Annotated in this window: 21 protein-coding genes; 10 read left to right on the forward strand and 11 right to left on the reverse strand. The window is 62.9% G+C overall.

Features of this window, described 5'->3' with window-relative positions:
- Window positions 1-68 precede the first annotated feature (68 nt).
- Window positions 69-1,400: an aspartate aminotransferase family protein gene (locus NKH78_RS08475; protein WP_352777281.1), complete on the reverse strand. Its 1,332-nt coding sequence runs from the start codon at window positions 1,398-1,400 to the stop codon at window positions 69-71.
- The gene (locus tag NKH78_RS08480; protein WP_352508688.1) at window positions 1,397-2,302 is read right to left on the reverse strand and encodes a MurR/RpiR family transcriptional regulator; all 906 of its coding nucleotides are present in this window, start codon (window positions 2,300-2,302) and stop codon (window positions 1,397-1,399) included. Before NKH78_RS08480 ends, NKH78_RS08475 begins: the two co-directional genes overlap by 4 nt.
- 96 nt (window positions 2,303-2,398) lie before the next feature.
- Here NKH78_RS08480 and NKH78_RS08485 point away from each other — a divergent pair, with 96 nt between their 5' ends.
- Window positions 2,399-3,247, forward strand: coding sequence for a beta-keto acid cleavage family enzyme (locus tag NKH78_RS08485; protein WP_352508687.1), 849 nt, complete (start codon window positions 2,399-2,401; stop codon window positions 3,245-3,247).
- Between the two features lie 165 nt (window positions 3,248-3,412).
- On the forward strand, window positions 3,413-3,805 hold the full coding sequence (locus NKH78_RS08490) for a GFA family protein (protein WP_352508686.1): 393 nt from the start codon (window positions 3,413-3,415) through the stop codon (window positions 3,803-3,805).
- A gap of 31 nt (window positions 3,806-3,836) precedes the next feature.
- On the opposite strand, the gene NKH78_RS08495 is transcribed toward NKH78_RS08490, so the two are convergent.
- On the reverse strand, window positions 3,837-5,345 hold the full coding sequence (locus NKH78_RS08495; protein ID WP_352777431.1) for a winged helix-turn-helix domain-containing tetratricopeptide repeat protein: 1,509 nt from the start codon (window positions 5,343-5,345) through the stop codon (window positions 3,837-3,839).
- Window positions 5,346-5,500: 155 nt separating this feature from the next.
- Here NKH78_RS08495 and NKH78_RS08500 point away from each other — a divergent pair, with 155 nt between their 5' ends.
- Entirely contained in the window at window positions 5,501-5,743 is a 243-nt protein-coding gene (locus NKH78_RS08500; protein ID WP_352476747.1) for a DUF1127 domain-containing protein, read from the forward strand.
- 414 nt (window positions 5,744-6,157) lie between these two features.
- Here NKH78_RS08500 and NKH78_RS08505 read toward each other — a convergent pair whose 3' ends face one another.
- A complete protein-coding gene (locus NKH78_RS08505) occupies window positions 6,158-6,520 on the reverse strand; it encodes a VOC family protein (RefSeq protein ID WP_352508685.1) in 363 nt (120 codons plus the stop codon).
- A 261-nt stretch (window positions 6,521-6,781) separates the two neighbouring features.
- Here NKH78_RS08505 and NKH78_RS08510 point away from each other — a divergent pair, with 261 nt between their 5' ends.
- Window positions 6,782-7,552: a helix-turn-helix domain-containing protein gene (locus NKH78_RS08510; protein WP_502899793.1), complete on the forward strand. Its 771-nt coding sequence runs from the start codon at window positions 6,782-6,784 to the stop codon at window positions 7,550-7,552.
- 107 nt (window positions 7,553-7,659) lie between these two features.
- Here NKH78_RS08510 and NKH78_RS08515 read toward each other — a convergent pair whose 3' ends face one another.
- The 5 genes from NKH78_RS08515 to ehuB are packed head-to-tail and all read right to left on the reverse strand — an operon-like array spanning window position 7,660 to window position 11,469.
- Window positions 7,660-8,388, reverse strand: a complete 729-nt coding sequence (locus NKH78_RS08515) for a GntR family transcriptional regulator (RefSeq protein ID WP_352777278.1) — start codon at window positions 8,386-8,388, stop codon at window positions 7,660-7,662.
- A complete protein-coding gene (ehuA, locus tag NKH78_RS08520; protein ID WP_352882657.1) occupies window positions 8,385-9,164 on the reverse strand; it encodes an ectoine/hydroxyectoine ABC transporter ATP-binding protein EhuA in 780 nt (259 codons plus the stop codon). Before ehuA ends, NKH78_RS08515 begins: the two co-directional genes overlap by 4 nt.
- On the reverse strand, window positions 9,161-9,820 hold the full coding sequence (gene ehuD, locus NKH78_RS08525; RefSeq protein ID WP_254818530.1) for an ectoine/hydroxyectoine ABC transporter permease subunit EhuD: 660 nt from the start codon (window positions 9,818-9,820) through the stop codon (window positions 9,161-9,163). The genes ehuA and ehuD overlap by 4 nt, the downstream gene beginning before the upstream one ends.
- Complete coding sequence (gene ehuC / locus NKH78_RS08530; RefSeq protein ID WP_254818529.1) at window positions 9,817-10,545, reverse strand: ectoine/hydroxyectoine ABC transporter permease subunit EhuC; 729 nt, start codon at window positions 10,543-10,545, stop codon at window positions 9,817-9,819. Before ehuC ends, ehuD begins: the two co-directional genes overlap by 4 nt.
- A gap of 54 nt (window positions 10,546-10,599) precedes the next feature.
- Window positions 10,600-11,469: an ectoine/hydroxyectoine ABC transporter substrate-binding protein EhuB gene (ehuB, locus tag NKH78_RS08535; RefSeq protein WP_254818528.1), complete on the reverse strand. Its 870-nt coding sequence runs from the start codon at window positions 11,467-11,469 to the stop codon at window positions 10,600-10,602.
- A gap of 235 nt (window positions 11,470-11,704) precedes the next feature.
- On the opposite strand from ehuB, the gene NKH78_RS08540 reads away from it, so the two are divergent.
- The 6 genes from NKH78_RS08540 to NKH78_RS08565 all read left to right on the forward strand — a co-directional run bounded on the left by NKH78_RS08540 (window position 11,705) and on the right by NKH78_RS08565 (window position 19,148).
- The gene (locus NKH78_RS08540) at window positions 11,705-12,901 is read left to right on the forward strand and encodes a M24 family metallopeptidase (protein WP_502899794.1); all 1,197 of its coding nucleotides are present in this window, start codon (window positions 11,705-11,707) and stop codon (window positions 12,899-12,901) included.
- 74 nt (window positions 12,902-12,975) lie between these two features.
- Entirely contained in the window at window positions 12,976-14,124 is a 1,149-nt protein-coding gene (locus NKH78_RS08545; RefSeq protein WP_352777274.1) for a M24 family metallopeptidase, read from the forward strand.
- A 10-nt stretch (window positions 14,125-14,134) separates the two neighbouring features.
- Window positions 14,135-15,391, forward strand: coding sequence for a sarcosine oxidase subunit beta family protein (locus NKH78_RS08550; RefSeq protein WP_352777272.1), 1,257 nt, complete (start codon window positions 14,135-14,137; stop codon window positions 15,389-15,391).
- Between the two features lie 13 nt (window positions 15,392-15,404).
- On the forward strand, window positions 15,405-15,701 hold the full coding sequence (locus NKH78_RS08555) for a sarcosine oxidase subunit delta (RefSeq protein ID WP_352646036.1): 297 nt from the start codon (window positions 15,405-15,407) through the stop codon (window positions 15,699-15,701).
- Window positions 15,698-18,652, forward strand: coding sequence for a sarcosine oxidase subunit alpha family protein (locus NKH78_RS08560; protein ID WP_352882662.1), 2,955 nt, complete (start codon window positions 15,698-15,700; stop codon window positions 18,650-18,652). Before NKH78_RS08555 ends, NKH78_RS08560 begins: the two co-directional genes overlap by 4 nt.
- The gene (locus NKH78_RS08565) at window positions 18,645-19,148 is read left to right on the forward strand and encodes a sarcosine oxidase subunit gamma family protein (protein WP_352701555.1); all 504 of its coding nucleotides are present in this window, start codon (window positions 18,645-18,647) and stop codon (window positions 19,146-19,148) included. Before NKH78_RS08560 ends, NKH78_RS08565 begins: the two co-directional genes overlap by 8 nt.
- 43 nt (window positions 19,149-19,191) lie before the next feature.
- Here NKH78_RS08565 and NKH78_RS08570 read toward each other — a convergent pair whose 3' ends face one another.
- Window positions 19,192-20,067 (reverse strand): aldose 1-epimerase, encoded by an 876-nt coding sequence (locus NKH78_RS08570; protein ID WP_352688837.1) that lies wholly within the window; start codon window positions 20,065-20,067, stop codon window positions 19,192-19,194.
- Complete coding sequence (locus NKH78_RS08575) at window positions 20,067-20,873, reverse strand: FadR/GntR family transcriptional regulator (protein ID WP_352688840.1); 807 nt, start codon at window positions 20,871-20,873, stop codon at window positions 20,067-20,069. The genes NKH78_RS08570 and NKH78_RS08575 overlap by 1 nt, the downstream gene beginning before the upstream one ends.
- Window position 20,874 lies beyond the last annotated feature (1 nt).

The following is a 20,874-nucleotide window of genomic DNA, read 5'->3' on the forward strand; positions in this document are numbered from 1 at the left end:
CTGGTGGGTGTCCCGGCCCATCGCCGATGACGCGTTGGAACTGATTGAGGCGGTCCGCGTCGTGCGGGTCAGGCCGCTGAAGCGATCGCAGCGTCGATCGCCTCACCGAGCCGTTCGACGATCCGATCGATATCCTGTCTGGAAATGATGAAAGGCGGCGCCACAAGCACATGAACGCCCCGCACACCGTCAATCGTCCCGGCCATCGGATAAATCATCAGGCCGCGGGCCATTGCTTCGCGCTTGATGCGAGCGTTGAGTTCAAATCTCTGGTCGAACGGTTCCTTGCTGGCGCGATCGACCACCAGCTCGATTCCCCTGAACAGACCTCGTCCGCGAATGTCGCCGACGTGATGGTGGTTATCAAAGCGCTGGTGCAGGCGTTCGTCGAGCTGCGCGCCCATTGCGCTGACGTTGTCGAGCAGGCGGTCGCGCCGGATGACCTCCTGCACGGCAAGGCCGGCCGCCGCCGCCATTGGATGCCCCATATAGGTATGTCCATGCTGGAAGAAGCCCGAGCCCTGGGCAAAGGCGTCGAAGATATGCCGGCCAAGCAGCACCGCGCCGATCGGCTGGTAGCCACCGCCGAGCCCCTTGGCGATGGTCAGCAGGTCGGGAGCGATGCCGTCCTGCTCGCACGCATGCAGCGTGCCGGTACGGCCCATGCCGCACATCACTTCGTCGAGAATGAGCAGCACGCCGTAGCGGTCGCAGATCGCGCGAATGTGCTTGAAATAATCGGGGACCGACGGCACGGCGCCGAGCGTGGCACCCACCACCGGCTCGGCGACAAAGGCGATGACCTCGTCCGGGCCGAGTTCAAGGATCTTGTCTTCGAGCTGCTGGGCGGCGCGCGCCGCATAGGCTTCGTCGCTTTCGCCATGCTTTTGATAGCGATAGGCGTAACAGGGGTCGATATGGTGGGTCTCGATCAGCAACGGCCTGAACTGGGCGCGCCGCCATTCGTTGCCGCCGGTGGCGAGAGCGCCGAGCGTATTGCCGTGATAGCTCTGCCGGCGTGCGATGAAATGGCGCCGTTGCGGCTCCCCTTTCTCGACGAAATACTGCCTGGCCATCTTGAGCGCGGCCTCGACCGCCTCCGAGCCGCCGCTGACCAGATAGACGTGGTCCAACCCTTTCGGCGCGTCCTCGACCAGCCGATCCGCCAAGCGCTCCGCCACCTCGGTGGTGAAGAAGCTGGTGTGTGCGTAGGCGATGCGGTCAAGCTGGGCGTGCAGCGCGGCGATCACGTCGGGATGACCGTGGCCGAGACAGGACACGGCAGCGCCGCCCGACGCGTCGATATAGGACTTGCCCTCGGCATCGAACAGTTCGATGCCTTGGCCGCGAGCGGCGACCGGCAGCGTCGAGTGGATGGTTCGATGAAGAATGTGTGTCATCGACGGTCCCTCATGGGCATTTTCTTCGGCGGACGCTGGTTCAGATGGGTCTTGAGGGCGGCGCCCTGCTCATCGAAACGTCGCAGCGACTCAACAGCGCCCTCGCCTGCCTGCCCTGCGACAAGAGCACCCAGGACCTCAGCAACGATGAAAGCTGGCGTCATGGTGTGGAAAAAGGACGGGCTGCCGGTCGGCACGACGACCAGGTGATCGGCAAGCAGCGCCAAGGGCGCTACCCCGCTGTCGGTGATCGCAATGACCGGTACGCCGCGGCCGGCAGCGTACTCGACAAGCTCGATGGTGAAGCGCGTGTAGGGCAGGACGCTGGCGGCGATCAGCACGTCGTCCCTGGTCGCATGGGCCAGAGCGTCGCCATCGGTTCCGCCGATGCCGTGCAGCAGCACCGATTTCTCGCCGATCAGCGACAGGATGTAATGCAGATGCCAGGCCACTGCGTGGCTCGAGCGCAGGCCGAGGCAATAGACGCGCCTTGCCGCACTCAGCGCCCTGGCCGTCTCGACCAGACGGTCGATCGACCTGCGTTCGGCGAGATGGGCAAGCTGGCTGGAAATCGAATCCAGAATATCGGCCGCCAGCGCGTGGTCGCCCTTGAGCTTTTGGCTGGCGACCTGAAGGCCCGCCTTGCCGGCGAAACCGATTTCGCCGTCCCGGATCGCGGCGGCGTAGATATCGCGTACCGCCTCGTAGCCATCAAGGCCGAGATGCTGGGCCAGCCGCGTCATCGTCGCCGGCTGCACTCCTGCGTGCCGGGCCTGCTCGCGCATGGACAACAGCGCGACATCATACGGCTTATCAAGGACATAGCGCGCAGCGGACCGAAGCTGCGCCGACATGCCGTCGAAGGCAGTGACGATCTGTCCAGCAAGCTCTTCCTGGTCCATGGATATTGCTAGCTCGCCAGACCAGCGATTGCAACGTCTGTTTCAGTGTGATCAAAGATTGATTCATATGAATCTTGTCGCTTACAGAACGTTCCCATGAAGCCGGCCCATGGTGTCGACCGCATCGCCATAGCCGTCGCCCCGAACGGGGGACGTCGCAGCAAGGCCGACCATCCGGCGATTCCGCTGACACCAGCCGAACTTGCGAGGACGGCCGCGGAATGCGCCGATGCCGGTGCGGCTATGATCCACGTTCATGTCCGCGACCGAAGCGGCAATCATCTGCTCGACGCCGACGCCTACCGCCAGGCGATCGCCGCCATCCGCGGTGCTGCCGGCGACCGCTTGGTAATCCAGATCACCTCCGAAGCACTCGGTATCTATTCGCCGGCCCAACAGATGGCCGTCGTACAAGATGTGAAGCCGCAAGCTGTCTCCCTGGCGCTTCGCGAAATCGTTCCTGATGCCGGATCGGAACTCGCCTTCGTGCGCTTCATGGCCTGGCTGCACACCGAGGGGGTTGCGCCACAGATCATCCTCTATTCGCCCGAGGAGGCCGTCAGGCTTTCGGACATGCAGCAGCGCGGACTGATCCCCTGGGCAAGCATACCGGTTCTCTACGTGCTGGGCCGCTACACGCCGGGACAGACGTCCGTTCCTGCCGATCTCTTGCCATTCCTCGCGGCGAACATGCCGCGCTTCGACCATTGGGGCGTCTGCGCCTTCGGCCGCAACGAAGCGGCGTGCGCGACCGCCGCCGCATTGCTTGGGGGCCATGTCCGGGTCGGCTTCGAAAACAACCTTTTCCTTCCGAACGGCAGCATAGCCTCGTCCAACGCCGAGGCGGTAGCGACGGTCGCACGCATACTCGCCGACTGCGGAGTCAGGCTCGCCTCGGCCGCCGAGTTGGCGGCTCAATGGAACGCGCCGTTTCGTTCCATATGACAAACCAAAGCCTGTTTTCGGCGGCAAGCTCGCATAAGGCATAGAGAGGCGGCTGCAATGTCATCGCCACGGAAGAACGACATGTCCCCGCCCGCGGCGGCGATTGCAACAACAGTGCCGGTCGTTGTAACCATTCCGGCCGCTTGATTTTGGAGGAGACGCAGCATGGACCGATTCACCGGCGGGTGCCTGTGCGGGAACGTCCGAATTGTCGCTTCGGGACGCCCATACCGGGTCGGCCTTTGTCACTGTCTCGACTGCCGCAAGCATCATGGAGCCCTTTTTCACGCTTCCGCGATATTTCCCGAAGATGCGGTGACGATCGACGGCGAAACACGCGACTATGCCGGGCGGTTTTTCTGTCCCCGCTGCGGCTCGACCGTTTTCGCCCGCACCGCCGACGAAGTCGAAGTGAACCTCGGATCCCTGGACGCGCCTGACCAACTGATGCCAACTTACGAAAGCTGGATCATCCGTCGCGAGTCCTGGTTGCCGCCGTTTCCGCTCACGAGACGATACGAGCGCGATCGTGACGCCACGGGTCGCTTTGAGGAATAGGTCGCACGAACCGTGCGACGGCGCCGGCGCGTCACTCCGGAAGGCCGGCCTTACGGAAGCCGTCAACGAAATGCTCAAGCGTCGCAGCGTCGCGGAATGGCTCCGTCGCCGCCCAGTGGCGGGTTGTGAAATGCGGGTTGCCGACGAGAAACAGTTCGACCTCTGCGCGCGCCTCGTCGAGCCGGCCGAGTTGGGCAAGGCTTGCCGCCAGGAAACGGCGAGAGCTTGTACGATAGGTCTCGTCCCTGCGCAGTGTCTTGATAGCGGATTCGTATTCGCCGGCTGCATATTGCGCTTGGCCGAGCGCGAGATAATACCAACTTGCCGGAAACGGATTCAGCCGGAACGCCTTGCGAATGTGCTCAAGACCCTCCTCGACCCGTCCGGCCAGGACCGCGATGTCGGACAATGCCGCCCAGGCATCGGCCTCGTTCGGGTCAAGCTCGATCGCCTTGGCGAATTCCGCATCCGCCTCGGCGAAGCTGCGCTCGTAGGCAAGCAGGTAAGCCAAAACCCAGCGGCAGCCGGCATCGTTGGGGTCGATCGCCACGGCTTTGCGCGCGAGTTCCAAAGCAGCGCTACGGGATGTTTCGGTTGGTCCGCCGGAATGCACCCATCCCATCCAGTGGTTCATGGCAAGCCAGCGATAGGCCTCGGCATATTCCGGATCGAGCGAAACCGCGCGGGTGAGCATCAGATGCGCTTCCTGCGCCGTCTGCGGCGAATCATCCATCAGCTTGCGCGCTCGCACGCAGAGATCGTAGGCCTCGAGATTTTGGGGCCGATTGCGCGGCGGCGGTGCACGCAGCCGGCCGAGTAACGCCTCGACGATCTTGCCGGTAACCTCGTCCTGAACGGCAAAAATATCTTCCAGGCTGCGATCGAAGCGTTCCGCCCATACATGATCGCCACTCACCGCGTCGACCAGTTGTGCGTTGATGCGCACGTGCCCTGCGGCGCGCCTTGCGCTACCCTCCAGCAGGTAGCGCACGCCAAGGTCCTCAGCGATCCCGCGCACGTCCATCGCCTTTCCTTTGTAGGCAAAGGCCGAGTTGCGTGCGATGACGAACAGGCCGGAGATCCTGGATAAGTCGGTGATCAGGTCTTCGGTCAACCCATCCGCGAAGGATTCCTGCTCGGGATCGTTGCTGACATTGACGAAGGGCAGCACGGCTATCGATGGTTTGTCGGGCAGCGGCAAAGGTTTTCGCTTCGCGACGCCGAGCTGTTCGACGGCTCCCGTGAAGCGGTAGCCGACGCGCGGAACCGTGGCGATCCATTCACCGCCGTCGGCGGCCGGGCCAAGCAGCTTCCGCAGCAGCGCGATCTGGACGGTTAGGTTGCCTTCCTCGACGGCTGTACCCGGCCACGCCGCGTCCATCAACTCAGCCTTTTCAAGGATTTCGCCGGACCGTCCGACGAGCGCCGCAAGCAGCTTTAGCCCGCGGTAGCTAACGGCAACGGGGACATCGTTCCGAATAAGCGTTCCCGCACCCGGATCAAGCACGAACGGACCAAAGGCAAAGCGCGATCCCTGCATACGGCGCATCTATAGCCCGTTTGCAAGTTTTGAGAACTATTTGGGAGAGCTTAATTACGGCGCGGTTCGTATCCTGCAGAATTCAGCCTCTTTCAGGTCGAGGGCCCCACACTCCCAAAATCGTATGGGCCCCCTCAAACCATATGGAGGTTGCCATGAACGATATTCCCACCTTTGCCTCGGCCCCGCTTGAGGCAACGCGGCCGGCGGAAGCATCGCCTCGGCGCTACAGCCTGGCGACGCTGCGAAGCATTATCGCGGCCTGGCGCGAGCCGACACGCTTTCGCTGGGATCTCAAGCGATTGGCGCAGACCAATCCCCATCTGATCGACGATATCGGTCTGACGAGGCGACAGGCCGAGGAAGAGATCGCCAAGCTGCCCTTCTGGCAGCGATAGGCGGATGCTGCAACAACACCGGATCACCAACGACCAGCGGCTGATTGCAGATGAAGACGAAGCCGCCGCCCCGAAATGATGATCACAGGCTAGTGGTCGCGGCGACAATCAACCCGCCCAAGACGGCAACATTGGTGAAGCCGGTACGAAGCGCTTCGCGTTCATCGCCGCTGTAGGCCAGAAGTTGAGCGCCATGAACGACGCCGTAATGGTGAATACGGCCAAGGCCGCGGCGGGAAAGGGTCCACCAAGGCCGTTGCGAGGCAAACGATCCGGCCGCGAGAAGAGGCTTGGGAGCAGGAAGCCCCGCCCGGCCAGGGACGCTGCAATCGCCCGGAATCTGAGGACATGCTCGGCGCCCTCCCAAATCAAGACGCCGCCGAGCAAAACCAACCCGAGGTGGGAGGAACGCGATCATTCATTGCTGCCATCTTCGGTGTAAACCGCTAGCTCGTAACCGTCCGGGTCCGCGAAATGAAAGCGCCGGCCATCGGGGAACCCATAAATCGGCCTGACGATCTTGCCCCCCGCTTCCTCGACACGCTTGACCGTTCCCGGCAGATCATCGGCATAGAGAATGACGAGCGGGCCTCCTCCGGACCTCGCTGGGCCAGCAGCAAAGCCACCTGACAAGCGCCCGTCGTTGAACTCGCAATATTGCGGGCCGTAGTCGGTGAAGGTCCAGCCGAACGCCTTTCCGTAGAAGTCGCGTGACCGCTGAATGTCTTTCACGTTGAATTCGACGTAGTCGATCCGTTGGTCGTTTTTGTTGCTCATGACGCATACCTCTCATGTGATGTACGACGCCGAAAGATAAGCACGCATCTCGCTTGCCTTATTGAACAGAACGGCCATTGACGTATGAGCCGCACACTGGCGATGCACGTCGCATCGCCCCCCAACTGCCCTCTTCGTTCCGGCCGGAAGAAAACAACCGATTCTTGCAACCGTTCTCGATTGGAAGACGTTGTCTCGAGCGACGGCCGGGCGCAGCCGCTGCGCCGTAGGTTCACCGCCGCTAATCCGAAGGGGAGCGAGATGAGCGATCCCGTCCCAGCGCAGGCAACGGGTTCATTTCAGCAACGTCCAGCGTCGGCGCGGCTTCGCGGGAGCTTTGCTTCGGTGTGGGTGCATCGAATGGACCCGGCGGGCTCACCGCCAATCGTCATCATGCCCGACACAACGATCGATTTGCAATGGATCGGAGGCAGCTTCCGAATTGCCGGCCCTGACAAGGAACCGCAGACCGAGGTTCTAGCGGCGGACGAGGTCGTGATCGGCTTGCGCTTCCATCCTGCCGCGGCGGCGGCATGGCTCGGCGTGCCGCAAATCGAGCTGGTCGGCAAGAGGCTGTCGCTCGACGATCTGTGGGGGGCGCGAGCTCGCCGCCTCGCCAGCCGCGTGCGCGCCAGCGACAGTCTCGAGGATCTGGCCTGCTCGCTCCAACAGGTCGTCGCCGAGGAGGTGCCCGCGCCCGCGACCGACGTTCCCATGCAGGCGGCATATCGTTTGATCGAGCGCGGGCCGCCACCCGACGCGCCGCTCGTCCCTTGGTTGATGCGCGCGCTCGAGATGAGCGAAAGGACGTTGCGCCGGCGCTTCGACACGAGCTTCGGCTATGGCCCCAAGACGCTTGACCGTATCCTCCGCTACCAGCGCTTTCTGCGGCTTTCGAGCCGCTCCAGCAGCTCCACCGCCATGCTGGCGGCCGAAGCGGGCTATTCCGACCAGGCGCATCTTGTCCGCGAGAGCCGCCGCCTGACGGGAAGCACCCCGCGACGGATTCATCATCTTCTGCACAGCGAGTGAAACCTCGGCGCGTTCTTCGACCAGAGGAGACTGCTATGAAACCGCACATTCGGTTTTGACTATCGCTGTCGCCGACCTTGGCGGCCAGCACAACCCCGAGGGGCTGACTATGTTGCTCTATCCAGATTCGCCTCGCCTGCATGACGCATCATGCGGCGAAAGCTCATTGAGATGTGCGCCCGCCTTATGTGCCCTATGGACTCCCAGTCACCGATCTCGGCGGCGGCAAGGACCTCTTCCATTTCGCGGCGGAACGCGGTGAACTCCTCGACAAGGCCCAACTGCGGCATCATCTTCAGGACGACGCGCGCGACCTGAAAATACAGGCGCTCGCTGATCTCGCGCAGCGGCTGGTTGCCGGTCATCGCCGTGAGCTCGTAGAAAAAATCCATGTTGAGGCGCAGGAAAGCGCGCTGGTCGGGATTGAGTATATCGGCATCGCAACGCGCGATGAGCGCCCGTATCCGGTCGAGTTCGTCCGCCGTGCGCGGGATCGGCGAAAGCTTGCCGACGAGGAGCGCCAGCTCCAGGCGCAAATGATAGACCTGCTGCAATTCCTCGATATCGACATCGGTGACGATCGTGCCGACGCCGTGGACGGATTGAACCAGACCCTCGGATTCGAGACGCGCCAGGACACGCCGGACCGGCGTGCGGCTGATCTCGAATTCCTGGGCAAGTTCTTCCTCGGACAGATGGCTTCCCGGCGCATAATCGAGCAGGCAGATGCGGTCGCGCAGTATCCGGTAAATGCGTTCAAATCGCTCCCGGGCCGAGAGCGGACGTGGCGGCGCGGCGGTCACGGCTGTGGGCGTGGCATCTGTCTCAAGCGTCATCCAGCCTCCAGGACAGCGTGCAGGAACTGCCGTGTCCGCTCGTTCTTGGGGGTGCCGAACAACTCGCCTGGCGGCCCTTGCTCGCAGATCTTGCCCGCGTGGAAAAAGCAGACACGATCGGAGAATTCCTTGGCAAATCCCATCTGGTGGGTGACCATCAGCATGGTGAGGTCATGCTCCCTACCAAGTTTTCGGATGACTTCAAGCACTTCGCCGACGAGTTCGGGGTCCAGGGCCGAGGTCACCTCGTCGAACAGCATGATCTTGGGCCGCATGGCGCAAGCGCGTGCGATGGCGACACGCTGCTGCTGACCACCGGAGAGCTGCGAGGGATAGTGGTCCTTCTTATCCGATAAGCCGACCATGTCGAGCAGTTCGGCGGCACGCGCCTCCGCATCGGCCCGCTTCATGCCGAGCACGGTTATCGGTGCCTCGATGCAGTTCTGCATCGCCGTCATGTGCGGGAACAGGTTGAACGACTGGAACACCATGCCGATCTTGGCGCGGATCCTGCGGATGTGGGCGAGATCGGCGGGAACAAGTTTGCCGTTCCTCTCCATATGGGTCAGCGGCTCGCCTTCAACCCAGATGACACCGTCATTGATCGTCTCCAGCGTCATCAGCATGCGCAGCACCGTCGTCTTGCCGGAGCCGGACGGGCCGATGATGGAGACCTTTTCGCCGCGTGCTATTTCCAGATTAAGCCCGTCGAGAACGGTTAACGTGCCGTAGCGTTTCGATACATTGTCGAAGCGAACCATCGGTTGTTCCGTCATCGCATGGTCCTCCGGTTGAGCAGGCCTTCGAGGGAGCGAATGAGCGCAGCAGAAACCAGGCTCATGGCAAGGAAAAACAGACCGACCAGCGTCATCGGCTCGGTGTAGCGGAAGGTTTCGGAGCCAATGATCTTGGCCGTCTGCATCAGCTCCAGCACGGCGATTGCGGACAGCAATGGCGTCTCCTTGAACAAGGCAACCAGATAGTTGCCGAGCGCCGGAACGATCGGCGGAATCGCCTGCGGAATGATGATGTCGCGGAACGTTGTCCAAGCCGAAAGATTAAGTGCGATCGAGGCTTCCCACTGGCCGCGAGGGATGTTGTCGAAACCGGCGCGATAGACCTCAGAGCAATAGGCGGCATAGTGGATGCCGATGGCCAGCACCCCGGCGGTGAAGGCGTCGAGCACGACACCGAATTTCGGAAAGACGAAATAGAGAAAGAATATCTGGATAAGCAGCGGGGTCGAACGGATCAGTTCGACCAGCACCGAAATTGTCCAGCCGGTCCACGGCACGGCGATACGGACGACGGCCAGCACCAGGCCAAGCGAGGCGGCAAGTGCAAAGCCGATCAGCGTCGCCTCGATGGAGACGATGGCCGCGCGGGCGAGCACCGGCAGGATTTCAAAAGCAAATGCCCAGTCCCAAATCATGCTGCCTTGCCTCGCGCCAGTCCGATCGATGCCCGCCTTTCGAGAAGCCGCATGCCGATGGTGAGAACCAGCGACATTGCCAGGTACATCAAAAGGACAAGTGTGAAGATCGGAATGGTCTTGAACGTATTCTGGTTCATTTGCTGCGCCTTGAAGGCGAGGTCGGAAAGCGTGATCAGCGAGACCAGCGCTGTCGATTTCAGAAGCTCAATGAACAGATTGCCCCAGGGCGGGATCATCGCCACAAAGGCCTGCGGCAGGATGATCCGGCGCAACATCTGTGGCCGGCTCATGTTCAATGCCGTACATGCCTCCCACTGGCCGCGAGCGACCGAAAGGATCGCACCACGCACGACCTCCGACCCGTAGGCACCGACGTTCAGGCCGAGTGCCAGGACTGCCACCACGAAAGCATTGATCGTGACGCCGAATTGCGGCAGCACGAAAAACAGCCAGAACAATTGTACCAATGCCGACGTTCCGCGGAAGATCTCGACATAGACCGTGGCCAGCCATCTGAGCGGCGCCGGGCCATACATCCGTGCAAGTGCTGCAAGCACGCCCATGACGATTGCGAGCAGGCTGCCGAGGACGGCGATCTCGATTGTCAGGACCGCGCCTTGCAGCAGCCCCGGCATGAACACTCGATAGCTTTCCTGTGTTGCCAACGCGCCGATCACGACGAGCGCGATGACCAGCATGGCAACGAGCGTACGGATACCCATGCGATTACCCCGGGGAAAAAGGGCGGCGCTTTCGCGCCGCCAGCAGTTGGGAACCTACTTGCCCGCGCAAAGCTCCGCGGTGGTCTTGTTGGGGAGGTAGTCCTTGCCGAAGCCGAGCGGCTCGACCAGCGCGATATGCTCCGGCGAACCGATGAACTTCTTCAGCTCGGCGTTGAACGCCTCCAGCAGATCTGTATCTTCCTTGCGGAAGCCGAAGCCGCCATGGCCTTTCACCGATTTGCCGGCAACCTCGCCGAAGGGCTTGGTCGATTCGACGCCGTCGGCTTTCTTGGCCATGTCGGCGATCGAAAGAGCGGTCAGCGCAGCAGCGTCGGCGCGGCCCGACTGGACGGCCGCGACCAGGCTGGACTGGTCGGGCAAGGCGACGATCTGCCCATCGGCGACGCCCGCGTCCTTGGCGTAACCGCCTTCGACCGCGCCGGCCATCACGGCGAGCTTGAGATCCGGATTTTCCTTGAAGCTGGAAAAGTCCTTCACGCCTTTCGGATTGCCTTTTGCGACCAGCATGGCCTGACCGATGCCGTAGGACGGCTCGGAGAAATTGATCTCGGCGCAGCGCTTCGGGTTGATGAACATGCCGGCGGCGATGATGTCGAAGCGGCCGGCCTTGAGACCCGGGATGAGCGAACCGAATTCGGTCAGCACACCGTCAACCTGCGGGATGCCCATCTTGGCGAGCACCGCCTTGGCGACTTCAGGAGCCTCGCCGGTCAGCTTGCCGTCAGGCGTGGCGTAACCGAACGGCGCCTCGTTGGCGAAACCGACGCGGATGTAGCCGTCCTTCTTGGCCCGTTCGAGGGTGGTTTCGGCGTGAGCGGATAGCGGCGTCAATGACGTCGCGGCGAGCGCGATGCAGGCAGCCGCTTTCACGACCATGCGGCGCGATATTGATGAATTGAGCATGCTTTTCTCCCATTGGACAACTGTGGATGGTTCCCAGGGCGCGGCCTTCTTCGAGGTCGACGCCTGCTTGATAAGACGTATACAACTGCCCTAGACATTTCGCAAGCAGAGATATAGAAACCATGAAAACTCGGCGATAATTCGTAGTTAGCCAACAAATTGACGTCGAGTTGTGCACAATTTGGCCTATTTGCCCATGTTGATCAAAGGGCAAGCGGCGTACCTGGAAGGCAGGATTTCGGTGGCGACCGCGAACGGGTTCGGGACATTCACGCAAGCGGAGTATGGGCAGCGTCTCGCCGGCGTGAAGACACGCATGCAAAAAGCCGGCTTCGATCTCATCGTCTGTCAGGATCCAGCCAACATGTGCTGGCTGACCGGCTATGATGGATGGTCGTTCTATGTTCCGCAGTGCGTCCTCGTCCATCTGGAGGAGGATCGGCCGATCTGGTTCGGCAGGGCGCAGGATGCCAAGAGCGCGCGCCTGACAACCGGCCTGCCGGAGACAAACATCGTGCCGTTCTCGGAGCGGCTGGTGCAGCAGCCCGTCGAACACCCCTATGACGAACTCGCCCGACTGATCCGGTCGCGCGGCTGGGAAAAGGCCAGTATCGGCGTCGAGATGGACGCGCATTATTACACTGCGCGCTGCCACGCCCACCTTGTCGAGGGACTGCCCGACGCGCACTTCGCCAACAACCACGATCTCGTCAACTGGGCGCGGCTGATCAAATCCGAAGCCGAGCTGGTGCTGATCCGCGAGGCGGGTGCGATCTGCACGCATGCCATGAACCGTGCCATCGAGAAAATGCGGCCCGGTGTGCCTCAGAACCACGCCATTGCGGAAATCTATCACGCGCAGATCATGGGCGTGCCCGGATCAGGCGGCGACTATGCCGCGATCTGTCCGCTGATGCCCGTTGGCGAGGGCACTAGCACGCCGCACCTGACGTGGTCCGACGCGCCGCTGCCGGACAGCGGCCTCGCCATTCTGGAGATCGCCGGCGTGCGCCGCCGCTACCATGCGGCGCTGACCCGGACGGTACATTTCGGCAAGCCGCCGCAAGCCATGCTCGACATGGCCAAGGCGATCGTCGAGGGCGTCGACGCTGGCCTCGAGAACGCGCGCCCCGGCAACACCGCCGAACAGGTGGAAGCCGCCTGGCAGGCAGTCCTGCGACGGAACGGGCTGAAGAAAGACAGCCGCGTCGGCTATCCGGTCGGGCTCGCATATCCGCCCGATTGGGGTGAACGCACCGCAAGCCTTCGTCCGGGCGATACTACCGAGATGCAGCCTGGGATGTGCTTCCATTTCATGGCCGGCGTCTGGCTCGACGATTTCGGCATCGCCATCTCGGAATCGTTCGTCGTCACGGAACGCGGCGGCGAACGCCTCTGCGATGTGGCGCGCGAACTCATCGTCATCGACTGACATAGGGGCCGGGAAACCGGCTGCCGAAAAGACTATGCCCGCCAGCAAGCCGGCAACAAGCATGAGGACGCCCGATGGATCGCAATCCTTTTTCCGAAGCCGAAATCGCAGGCCGCCTGGCAAAGGTCCGTACTGCACTGATTGAGCGTGAGCTCGACGCGGCAGTGTTTGCCTCGCCGGAGAACGTCTTCTATCTCACCGGGCTTGATCACTGGGGGTATTTTGCCCCTCACCTGCTGATTGTCCCGCTCCGAGGAAAACCTGTCCTGGTCACCCGCTCGATGGAGAAGGTGACGATCGAGAAGCAGGTGAAGGCAGCGGAATTCCGTGGCCATTCCGACAGCGAAACGGCGGCCGACCTTGCCGCGCGGGTGCTGGCAGAGCTCGGCCTATCCGGCAAGCGGATCGGCCTCGAATACTGGACAGCCGGCCTTAGCCATGGACTTGCCGTGGCACTCCAGATGAAAGCCGATGCAAAGTGGAGCGATGTCTCCGGTCTGATCGACAAAATGCGGCGGGTGAAAAGCGCCGAAGAACAGGCGCTGATGCGGCGGGCGGCACAAGTGACGGACGCCGCCGCCGGTGCCGCGATCGCTGCGATCTCCGATGGCGCTTCCGAACAGGAGGTCGCCGCCCAATGTGTTGCGGCAATGATCCGCGCCGGCGGTCATGCGCCGGGCTTCGGACCGTTCATCCGCCCGGCCGCGCGCCTGGGTGAAGAGCACACGACCTGGGGCGACGGGATCTACCGCAAGGGCGAGCCCGTCTTTGTCGAACTGTCCGGGTGCATCTCGCGCTACCACGCCCCGCTCGGCCGGCTCGTTCGCATAGGCCACATCAGCGATGAAGACGCCACAATGGCGGAGGTGACCGCCAAGGCGTTCAACGCGGTCGTCGAGGCGCTACGGCCGGGCGCCAAGGCGCGCGATGTCTACGCCGCCTGGCAGGCCGTCGCCGACGAGGCCGGTCTTTCCCACTATCGCCGCCATCACTGCGGTTACCTTGTCGGCGCCGGCCAGCCGCCGTCATGGACCGGCGGCAATTCGGTGACCGGCTTGCGACACGATTCCGACCTCGAGATCGAAACCGGGATGAGCTTCCACATCCTGTCGTGGCTGATGGGCACTGGTCGCGGCAATGACTTCGTCTCCAACACGGTGCTGTTGACCGATGCGGGCGCCGAAGTGCTTACCCGCACGCCGGCCGGCCCGATCGTTCGATAGGCCTGCACGAATGGCGCGCTACTCGGCATTTTCGGTTCTCCGCAACGCGCTGTCAGGCCAGAAGAACTGGCAACGAGCCTGGCGGGCCGCGGAGCCAAAATCGTCCTATGACGTGATCGTTATTGGCGGCGGCGGACACGGCCTCGCCACCGCCTTCTACCTCGCCGAGAACCACGGCGTCCGTGACGTCGCGGTGCTCGAAAAGGGTTATGTCGGCGGCGGCAATGTCGGCCGCAACACCACCGTCATCCGCTCCAACTACCTGCTCGACGGCAACACCCAGTTCTACGAATTCTCGATGAAGCTTTGGGAGGACATGTCTCAGGCGCTGAATTTCAACGTAATGTTCTCCCAGCGCGGTCAACTCGTCACCGCGCATTCGGCCGATCAGCTCGACGGTTTCAGCCACCGCGCCAACGTCATGCGGCTGAACGGCATCGACGCCGACATCCTCGATCGCGAAGACGTGCGCCGGCTGGTGCCCTATCTCGATTTTTCCGACACCGCCCGCTTCCCGATCCATGGCGCCATCTTTCAGGGCCGCGCGGGCACGGCACGCCACGACGCCGTCGCCTGGGGCTATGCGCGTGCCGCCGACAGCCATGGCGTCGACATCATCCAGAACTGCGAGGTGACAGGCTTTGTCCGTGACGGCGACAGCATCGTCGGCGTCGAAACGACGAAAGGCCGGATTGGCGCCGGCAAGGTCGGCCTCGCGGTCGCTGGCCACACGTCCGTGCTCGGCGCCAAGGCTGGGCTTGAACTGCCGATCGAAAGCCATGTGCTGCAAGCTTTCGTCACCGAGCCGCTGAAGCCGCTGGTAGATCACGTCGTGGCCTATGGCGCCGACCATTTCTACGTCAGCCAGTCCGACAAGGGCGGATTGGTCTTCGGCGGCAATCTCGACGGCTACAATTCATACGCCCAGCGCGGCAATCTCGGCGTCGTGCGCGAAGTGGCGGAGGCAGCGATTGCGCTGATGCCATGCATTTCGCGCGTCCGTCTGCTTCGCCATTGGGGCGGCGTCATGGACATGACCCCCGATGCCAGCCCGATCATCTGCCCGACGCCGATCGAGGGACTCTATCTCAACGGCGGCTGGTGCTATGGCGGCTTCAAGGCGACGCCGGCTTCCGGCTGGTGCTTCGCCCACACGATCGCCACCGGCAAACCGCATCCCTTGATCGCGGCCTACGGGCTCGATCGTTTCCGCACCGGCCACACGCTCGATGAGGCCGGCGCCGGCCCTTCCGCCTGGCTGCAATAGGAGGCGGGACAAAATGCTGCGCATCGAATGCCCCTGCTGCGGCCCGCGTGACCATGACGAGTTCCGCTATGGCGGCGATGCCTCGGTCAAGCGTCCGGCCCATGACGATCCCGATCCGGAGGCCTGGTACCGTTATGTCTATGTCAGGACAAACCCGGCCGGCCCGCACCGTGAATTCTGGCAGCACGTGACCGGTTGCCGGCAATGGCTGGTGGTCGAACGCGACACCCGCAACCATGCCATCGCAGCCGTCGACTTCGCCAGAAAATTGTGGGCCAGGAAATCAACTCTCAGGAAGTCACCGGAATGAGTTCAAACCGCAAACGGCTGTCGGTGGGTGCCCGCATCATTCGCGAGCAGCCGGTCGAGTTTACCTTCGACGGCCGCAAGCTGGCTGGATATCGCGGCGACACGCTTGCCTCCGCCCTGCTCGCCAATGGCGTCACGCTGGTCGGGCGCAGCTTCAAATATCATCGCCCGCGCGGCATTTTTTCCGCCGGCCCCGAAGAGCCGAATGCGCTGGTTACGCTCGGGACCGCCGGGAGGCGCGAGCCGAACCTGCCGGCGACCACACTGGAACTCGCCGACGGTATGGTCGTGGAGAGTCAGAACCGCTGGCCATCGCTTGCCTTCGACATGCAAAGCGTCAACGGACTGTTGGCACCGTTTCTGTCCGCCGGCTTCTACTACAAGACCTTCATGGGCCCGACGCACCGCGCCTGGATGTTCTACGAACATTTCATCCGCAAGGCGGCCGGCCTGGGCAGGGCCGGCACCGGCGCGGATCCCGACCACTACGAGGTTCGTCATGCCTTCGCCGATGTCGCCATCGTCGGCGGCGGCCCGGCGGGATTATCGGCGGCGCGGGCGGCCGCCGCGGCCGGCGCGCGGGTCGCGCTGATCGAGCAGGATTTCCTGCTTGGCGGCCAGCTTCTGGCTGAACCGTCCGACAGCGCAGCGGCCGCATGGCTGCGGCAGTCCGAGGCCGAGTTGGAGGGCTTTGAAACCATCAGGGTGATGAAGCGGACCACCGCTTTCGGCAGCTATGACGGCAATGTCCTTGGACTGGTCGAACAGCGCGATCCAACCAATCCGCAGCCGAATGGCGAGACACGGCAAACAGTCACCATGCTGCGCGCCCGCTCGATCGTTTTCGCCACCGGCGCCATCGAGCGGCCGATGGTGTTCTCGAACAACGACCGGCCCGGCGTCATGCTTGCCTCGGCCGCCCGGACCTATCTCAACCGTTTCGCCGTCCTGCCGGGCAAGAAAATCGTCGTCGCCACCACCAATGACGGTGCCTGGCGCACCGCCTTCGACTATGCCGCAGCCGGCGCGGAGGTGACGGTTGCCGATCTGCGCCCCGTCCCGCCCGCAGCACTTGCCGCAGAAGCCGCACGGCTCGGCGTGGTGGTGCGCGCCGCAACGCGCATCGTCGACCTGCATGGCGGCCATGCGATCAGGCGCGTAACGCTCAATGGTCCGGAGGGACAATCTTCGGCCGCCTGCGACCTGGTCTGCATCTCCGGCGGCTGGTCGCCAACCGTGCATCTCACCTCACACCTCGGTGTCAAACCCGTGTATCGCGACGACATTGATGGCTTCGTGCCGGGCGTCCTTTCAGCCAGCCAGTTCGGCGCCGGTGCAATGATAGGAGCCTATGCGACAGTCGCTGCCATCGAGGACGGCCATCGCGCCGGCATCGAAGCGGCAGCCTCCTGCGGCAAGTCGGCGCCGGTGCCCGCTCCATCGAAACTCGATCTCGGTGAGACCGGCTCGAGCGTCCTTCGCGAAGCCCTGCCCGCTGGACGTGGAAAAGCCTTCGTCGATTTCCAGATGGACGTGACGACCGGGGATATCGAGCTCGCCCATCGCGAGGGCTATGAATCGGTCGAGCACCTGAAACGCTACACCACGCTCGGCATGGGCACCGACCAGGGCAAGACCAGCAATTTTCCCGCACTTGCCGCGATGGCAGCGCTGCGCAACGCAACGATTCCTGAGACCGGCACCACAACCTTCCGCCCGCCCTATACGCCGGTTGCCATCGGGGCGCTTGCCGGGCGCGCCATCGGCCATCGTTTCAAGCCGATCCGCCGCACGCCGATGCACGATTGGCACATGGCGAACGGCGCCGAGATGCTCGAGGTCGGGCTCTGGATGAGGCCCTATTTCTACCGGCAGTCGGGACGTGACGTGAACGACGCCTATGTCGCCGAAATGCGGAATGTGCGCCAGGCCGCGGGGCTGATGGACATCTCCACGCTCGGCAAGATCGATGTCCAGGGCCCGGATGCGGCAATCTTCCTCGACCGCGTCTACGCCAACGGCTTTGCCAAACTGGCGGTAGGCCGCGCCCGCTACGGCATCATGCTGCGCGACGACGGTATCGTCTTCGACGACGGCACCACGACGCGGCTGGCGGAAAACCGGTTCTTCATGACGACCTCGACCGCCAGGGCCGCCGATGTGCTGTCGCGTCTCGAATTCCTGCTCGACACGGCCTGGCCGGATTTGCGTGTGGCCGTCACCTCGGTCAGCGATGAATGGGCGGCAATGTCGGTTGCCGGGCCTAACAGCCGCGCAATCCTCGGTGCCGCTTTTCCTGCCCTTGACGTTTCCGATGGGGCACTTCCGCACATGGGACTACTCGAAAGCGAGTGGGAGGGCCGTGGGCTCCGCATCTTGCGTCTCAGTTATTCCGGCGAGCGCGCTTACGAAATCTATGTCGGCGCCACTGCCGGTGAACAGCTCTGGAGCCGTCTGGTCGAAGCCGGCAGACTGCTCGGGCTGAAGCCCTACGGGGTCGAGGCGCTTGGCGCGCTGCGGGTCGAAAAGGGCCATGTCGCCGGACCGGAGATCGACGGGCGCACTACGCTCGACGATCTCGGCCTCGGCCGCATGGCGGGCAAGCGCAGCGGCTTCGTCGGCAACGTCCTGCGACGGCGCCCTGCCCTCCAGGCCCCCAACCGACAGCGCCTGGTCGGACTGGAATGCATTGAGGACGGAAAACGCCTGCGCGGCGGCGCCATCCTGTTCCTGCCGGATGAGAAACCCCATGGCCATGGGCGCGGTCGCGTCACCTCCGTCACTTTCAGCCCCGAACGCGGCCATTATGTCGGGCTGGCCCTGCTTGCCGGCGATGTCGCGGCAGAAGGAAGCGAGGTCGTAGCGGTTTATCCGATGAAGGCCGAAACGGTTCGCGCCCGCGTTGTCTCGCCGGTATTCGTCGATCCACAAGGAGAACGGCTGCATGACTAGCTTGACCTCTTCTCGGGATTTCAGCCTGTCCGTGGCAGATTGTCCGCTTATCCAGATCGAGGGCTGGGACGCGACATTGACGCAATTCGAAAAGAGCGTCTCGGCGCCGCTGGGCAAGAGACTTCCCGCTTCGGTCGGAGAGACGGTTCGCCACAAGGGGCTTCTAATTATCCGCGTTGCACCTCGCCGCCTCTGGCTGGCTCTCGACGAAGGCACGCAACCGCCTGCCCTCGTCGTCGACCCCGATCTCGGCTGTTCCGTTCCCCTCGGGGAAGGTCGTGTTCGTTTGAAAATGGCTGGCCCTGATATCGCAAGTCTTCTGTCCGGCTGCATTGCCGTCGACTGGCACGCGCCGGCCGCCGCTCCGGGCCGCGCCGTGCTGACATCCTTCCATCACGTGTCCGTGCTCTTCCTGCGCACCGGGGAGACCGCGTGTGAACTTATCGTGCCGCGAAGTTTTGCCCGCAGCCTCTCGGATTGGATCGCCGACGGCTAGCCTGGCCGAGATCCGCCAATTCGAGGGCGCAGCTGAGGTCCGCCTAAGTGACGGCAAAGCTGCAACGGGCTACCAGGCCCTCGCCAGGCGCAAGCACCGACAGTCCATTCCATTTGTCGATCGAACCACGATTGTGGGCATCGACAGCATGACTGACCGGTTCAAAACAGAAGAAGTCGCTCTCGTCCGATAGCGAATAGACCAGGTAGAAATTCAAGGGCGATGAAGCTTCAATCCGCAGGCTGCAACTGTGCTCCGGCCACGATATGGTGGCGACGCCGCTCCAACCGGCAAACAGATTGTTTATCCATCCACTCGGCAATACGACTGGGGCGCCGAAATCCCAATCGGCATGGGTTTTGACATCCACAAATCGTTCGGGGAGATGGCTGGGCAGTTCGAGACAAACCTGCGAGGCCAGCGCATGAAGCGCGGTTCGTGCCGTTCTCGGGAACCACGGATGGATGCCAAGCCCGAACGGCAATCTGATCGATGCCTGATTGACGATGCGAAGCTTCAACTCGAGCCCCTGTCCGGCCAGCGCGTAGCTCACCTCGGCGCGATATCGGTATGGGCCGGGCCCGTTGCTGATGAGGGACAGCTTCGCGTTGTCCTGCGCTGCGCTGTCGACGTCCCACTCGCTGGAAAATCCGTTGCCGTGGATGGGAAATGGCTCGCCTGCAACATTGGCAGGCAGTTCGTGGAATTTGGAGTCGAATGTGAACCCGCCGCCCGAGATGCGATTCGACCACGGCAAAAGCAGGTTGCAGGCAAGGTCGAACGGGTTGCTGCTCCCGCCATCCGGCCATGGCCGGAAGAGCGGCACGCGCCCATAGTCCAGTCTCGCAAGGCCTGCCCCAAGCGATGGGACAATTTCAGCGGACAGGTCTCCGCTTCTGATCTTGATCGTCCGGACCATCAGTTTCGGACGGTGTCGGCCTTGGCAGCGGCGATCGGCTGTTGACGGCGGCCTTTGCGAGCCACTGCAAGAAGGTCGTTCGACGCGATCCCGATGAGCGCCTTCATCTGATCGTGAGCGTCGTCGGCCCTGCGCATCCTAATTGCCTCCAGCACGTCGCCATGCGCGCTGAGCGTCTGCTGGTAATTGGCGGTGGCCGATGTGGTCAAGCGGAAGGAGAAGCTGAGAGCGGCCGCGAGCATATTGCCGAGATTGGCGAACACCGGGTTGCGGCTGGCACGAAGAATGGCGGTATGAAACCTGACGTCGGCATCGAGACACGCAGCGAGATCGTCCTGCGGAGCAATGCGCATGGCTTCATAGGCCGCTTCGATGACTGCGAGATCGCCTGACGTCGCCATCTTGGCCGCAAGTTGGGCGGCAGCGGGTTCAATGACCAGTCGCGCCTCGATCAATCCGCGGACGAAATCGAGGTCGGGCTCGATATCGCGCATCCATTCCAGAACCTGTGCATCCAGCCTGTTCCATTCGCTCGACGCGCGCACACGCGTCCCGGCCCGCTTGCGTGCCTCGATCAGTCCTTTCGCCGAAAGCGTCAGAAGAGCATCGCGAAGTGCAGTGCGGCTCGCCCCGTAGATGACGCAAAGTTCGGCTTCCGTTGGCAGCACGGAATGCTGCGCGTAGGAACCGGCGAGGATGCGCTGTCCTAGATCGCGTGCGATGCGATCCTTGAGCGATGACGTGGTGCCATCCGCGGCAGGAATGTCCTGCTTGCCCTGGCCAGTCGAAGCGATCGCCGCGTCCATC

This window comes from Mesorhizobium sp. M0910, assembly GCF_040319465.1.
GTDB lineage: Bacteria > Pseudomonadota > Alphaproteobacteria > Rhizobiales > Rhizobiaceae > Mesorhizobium.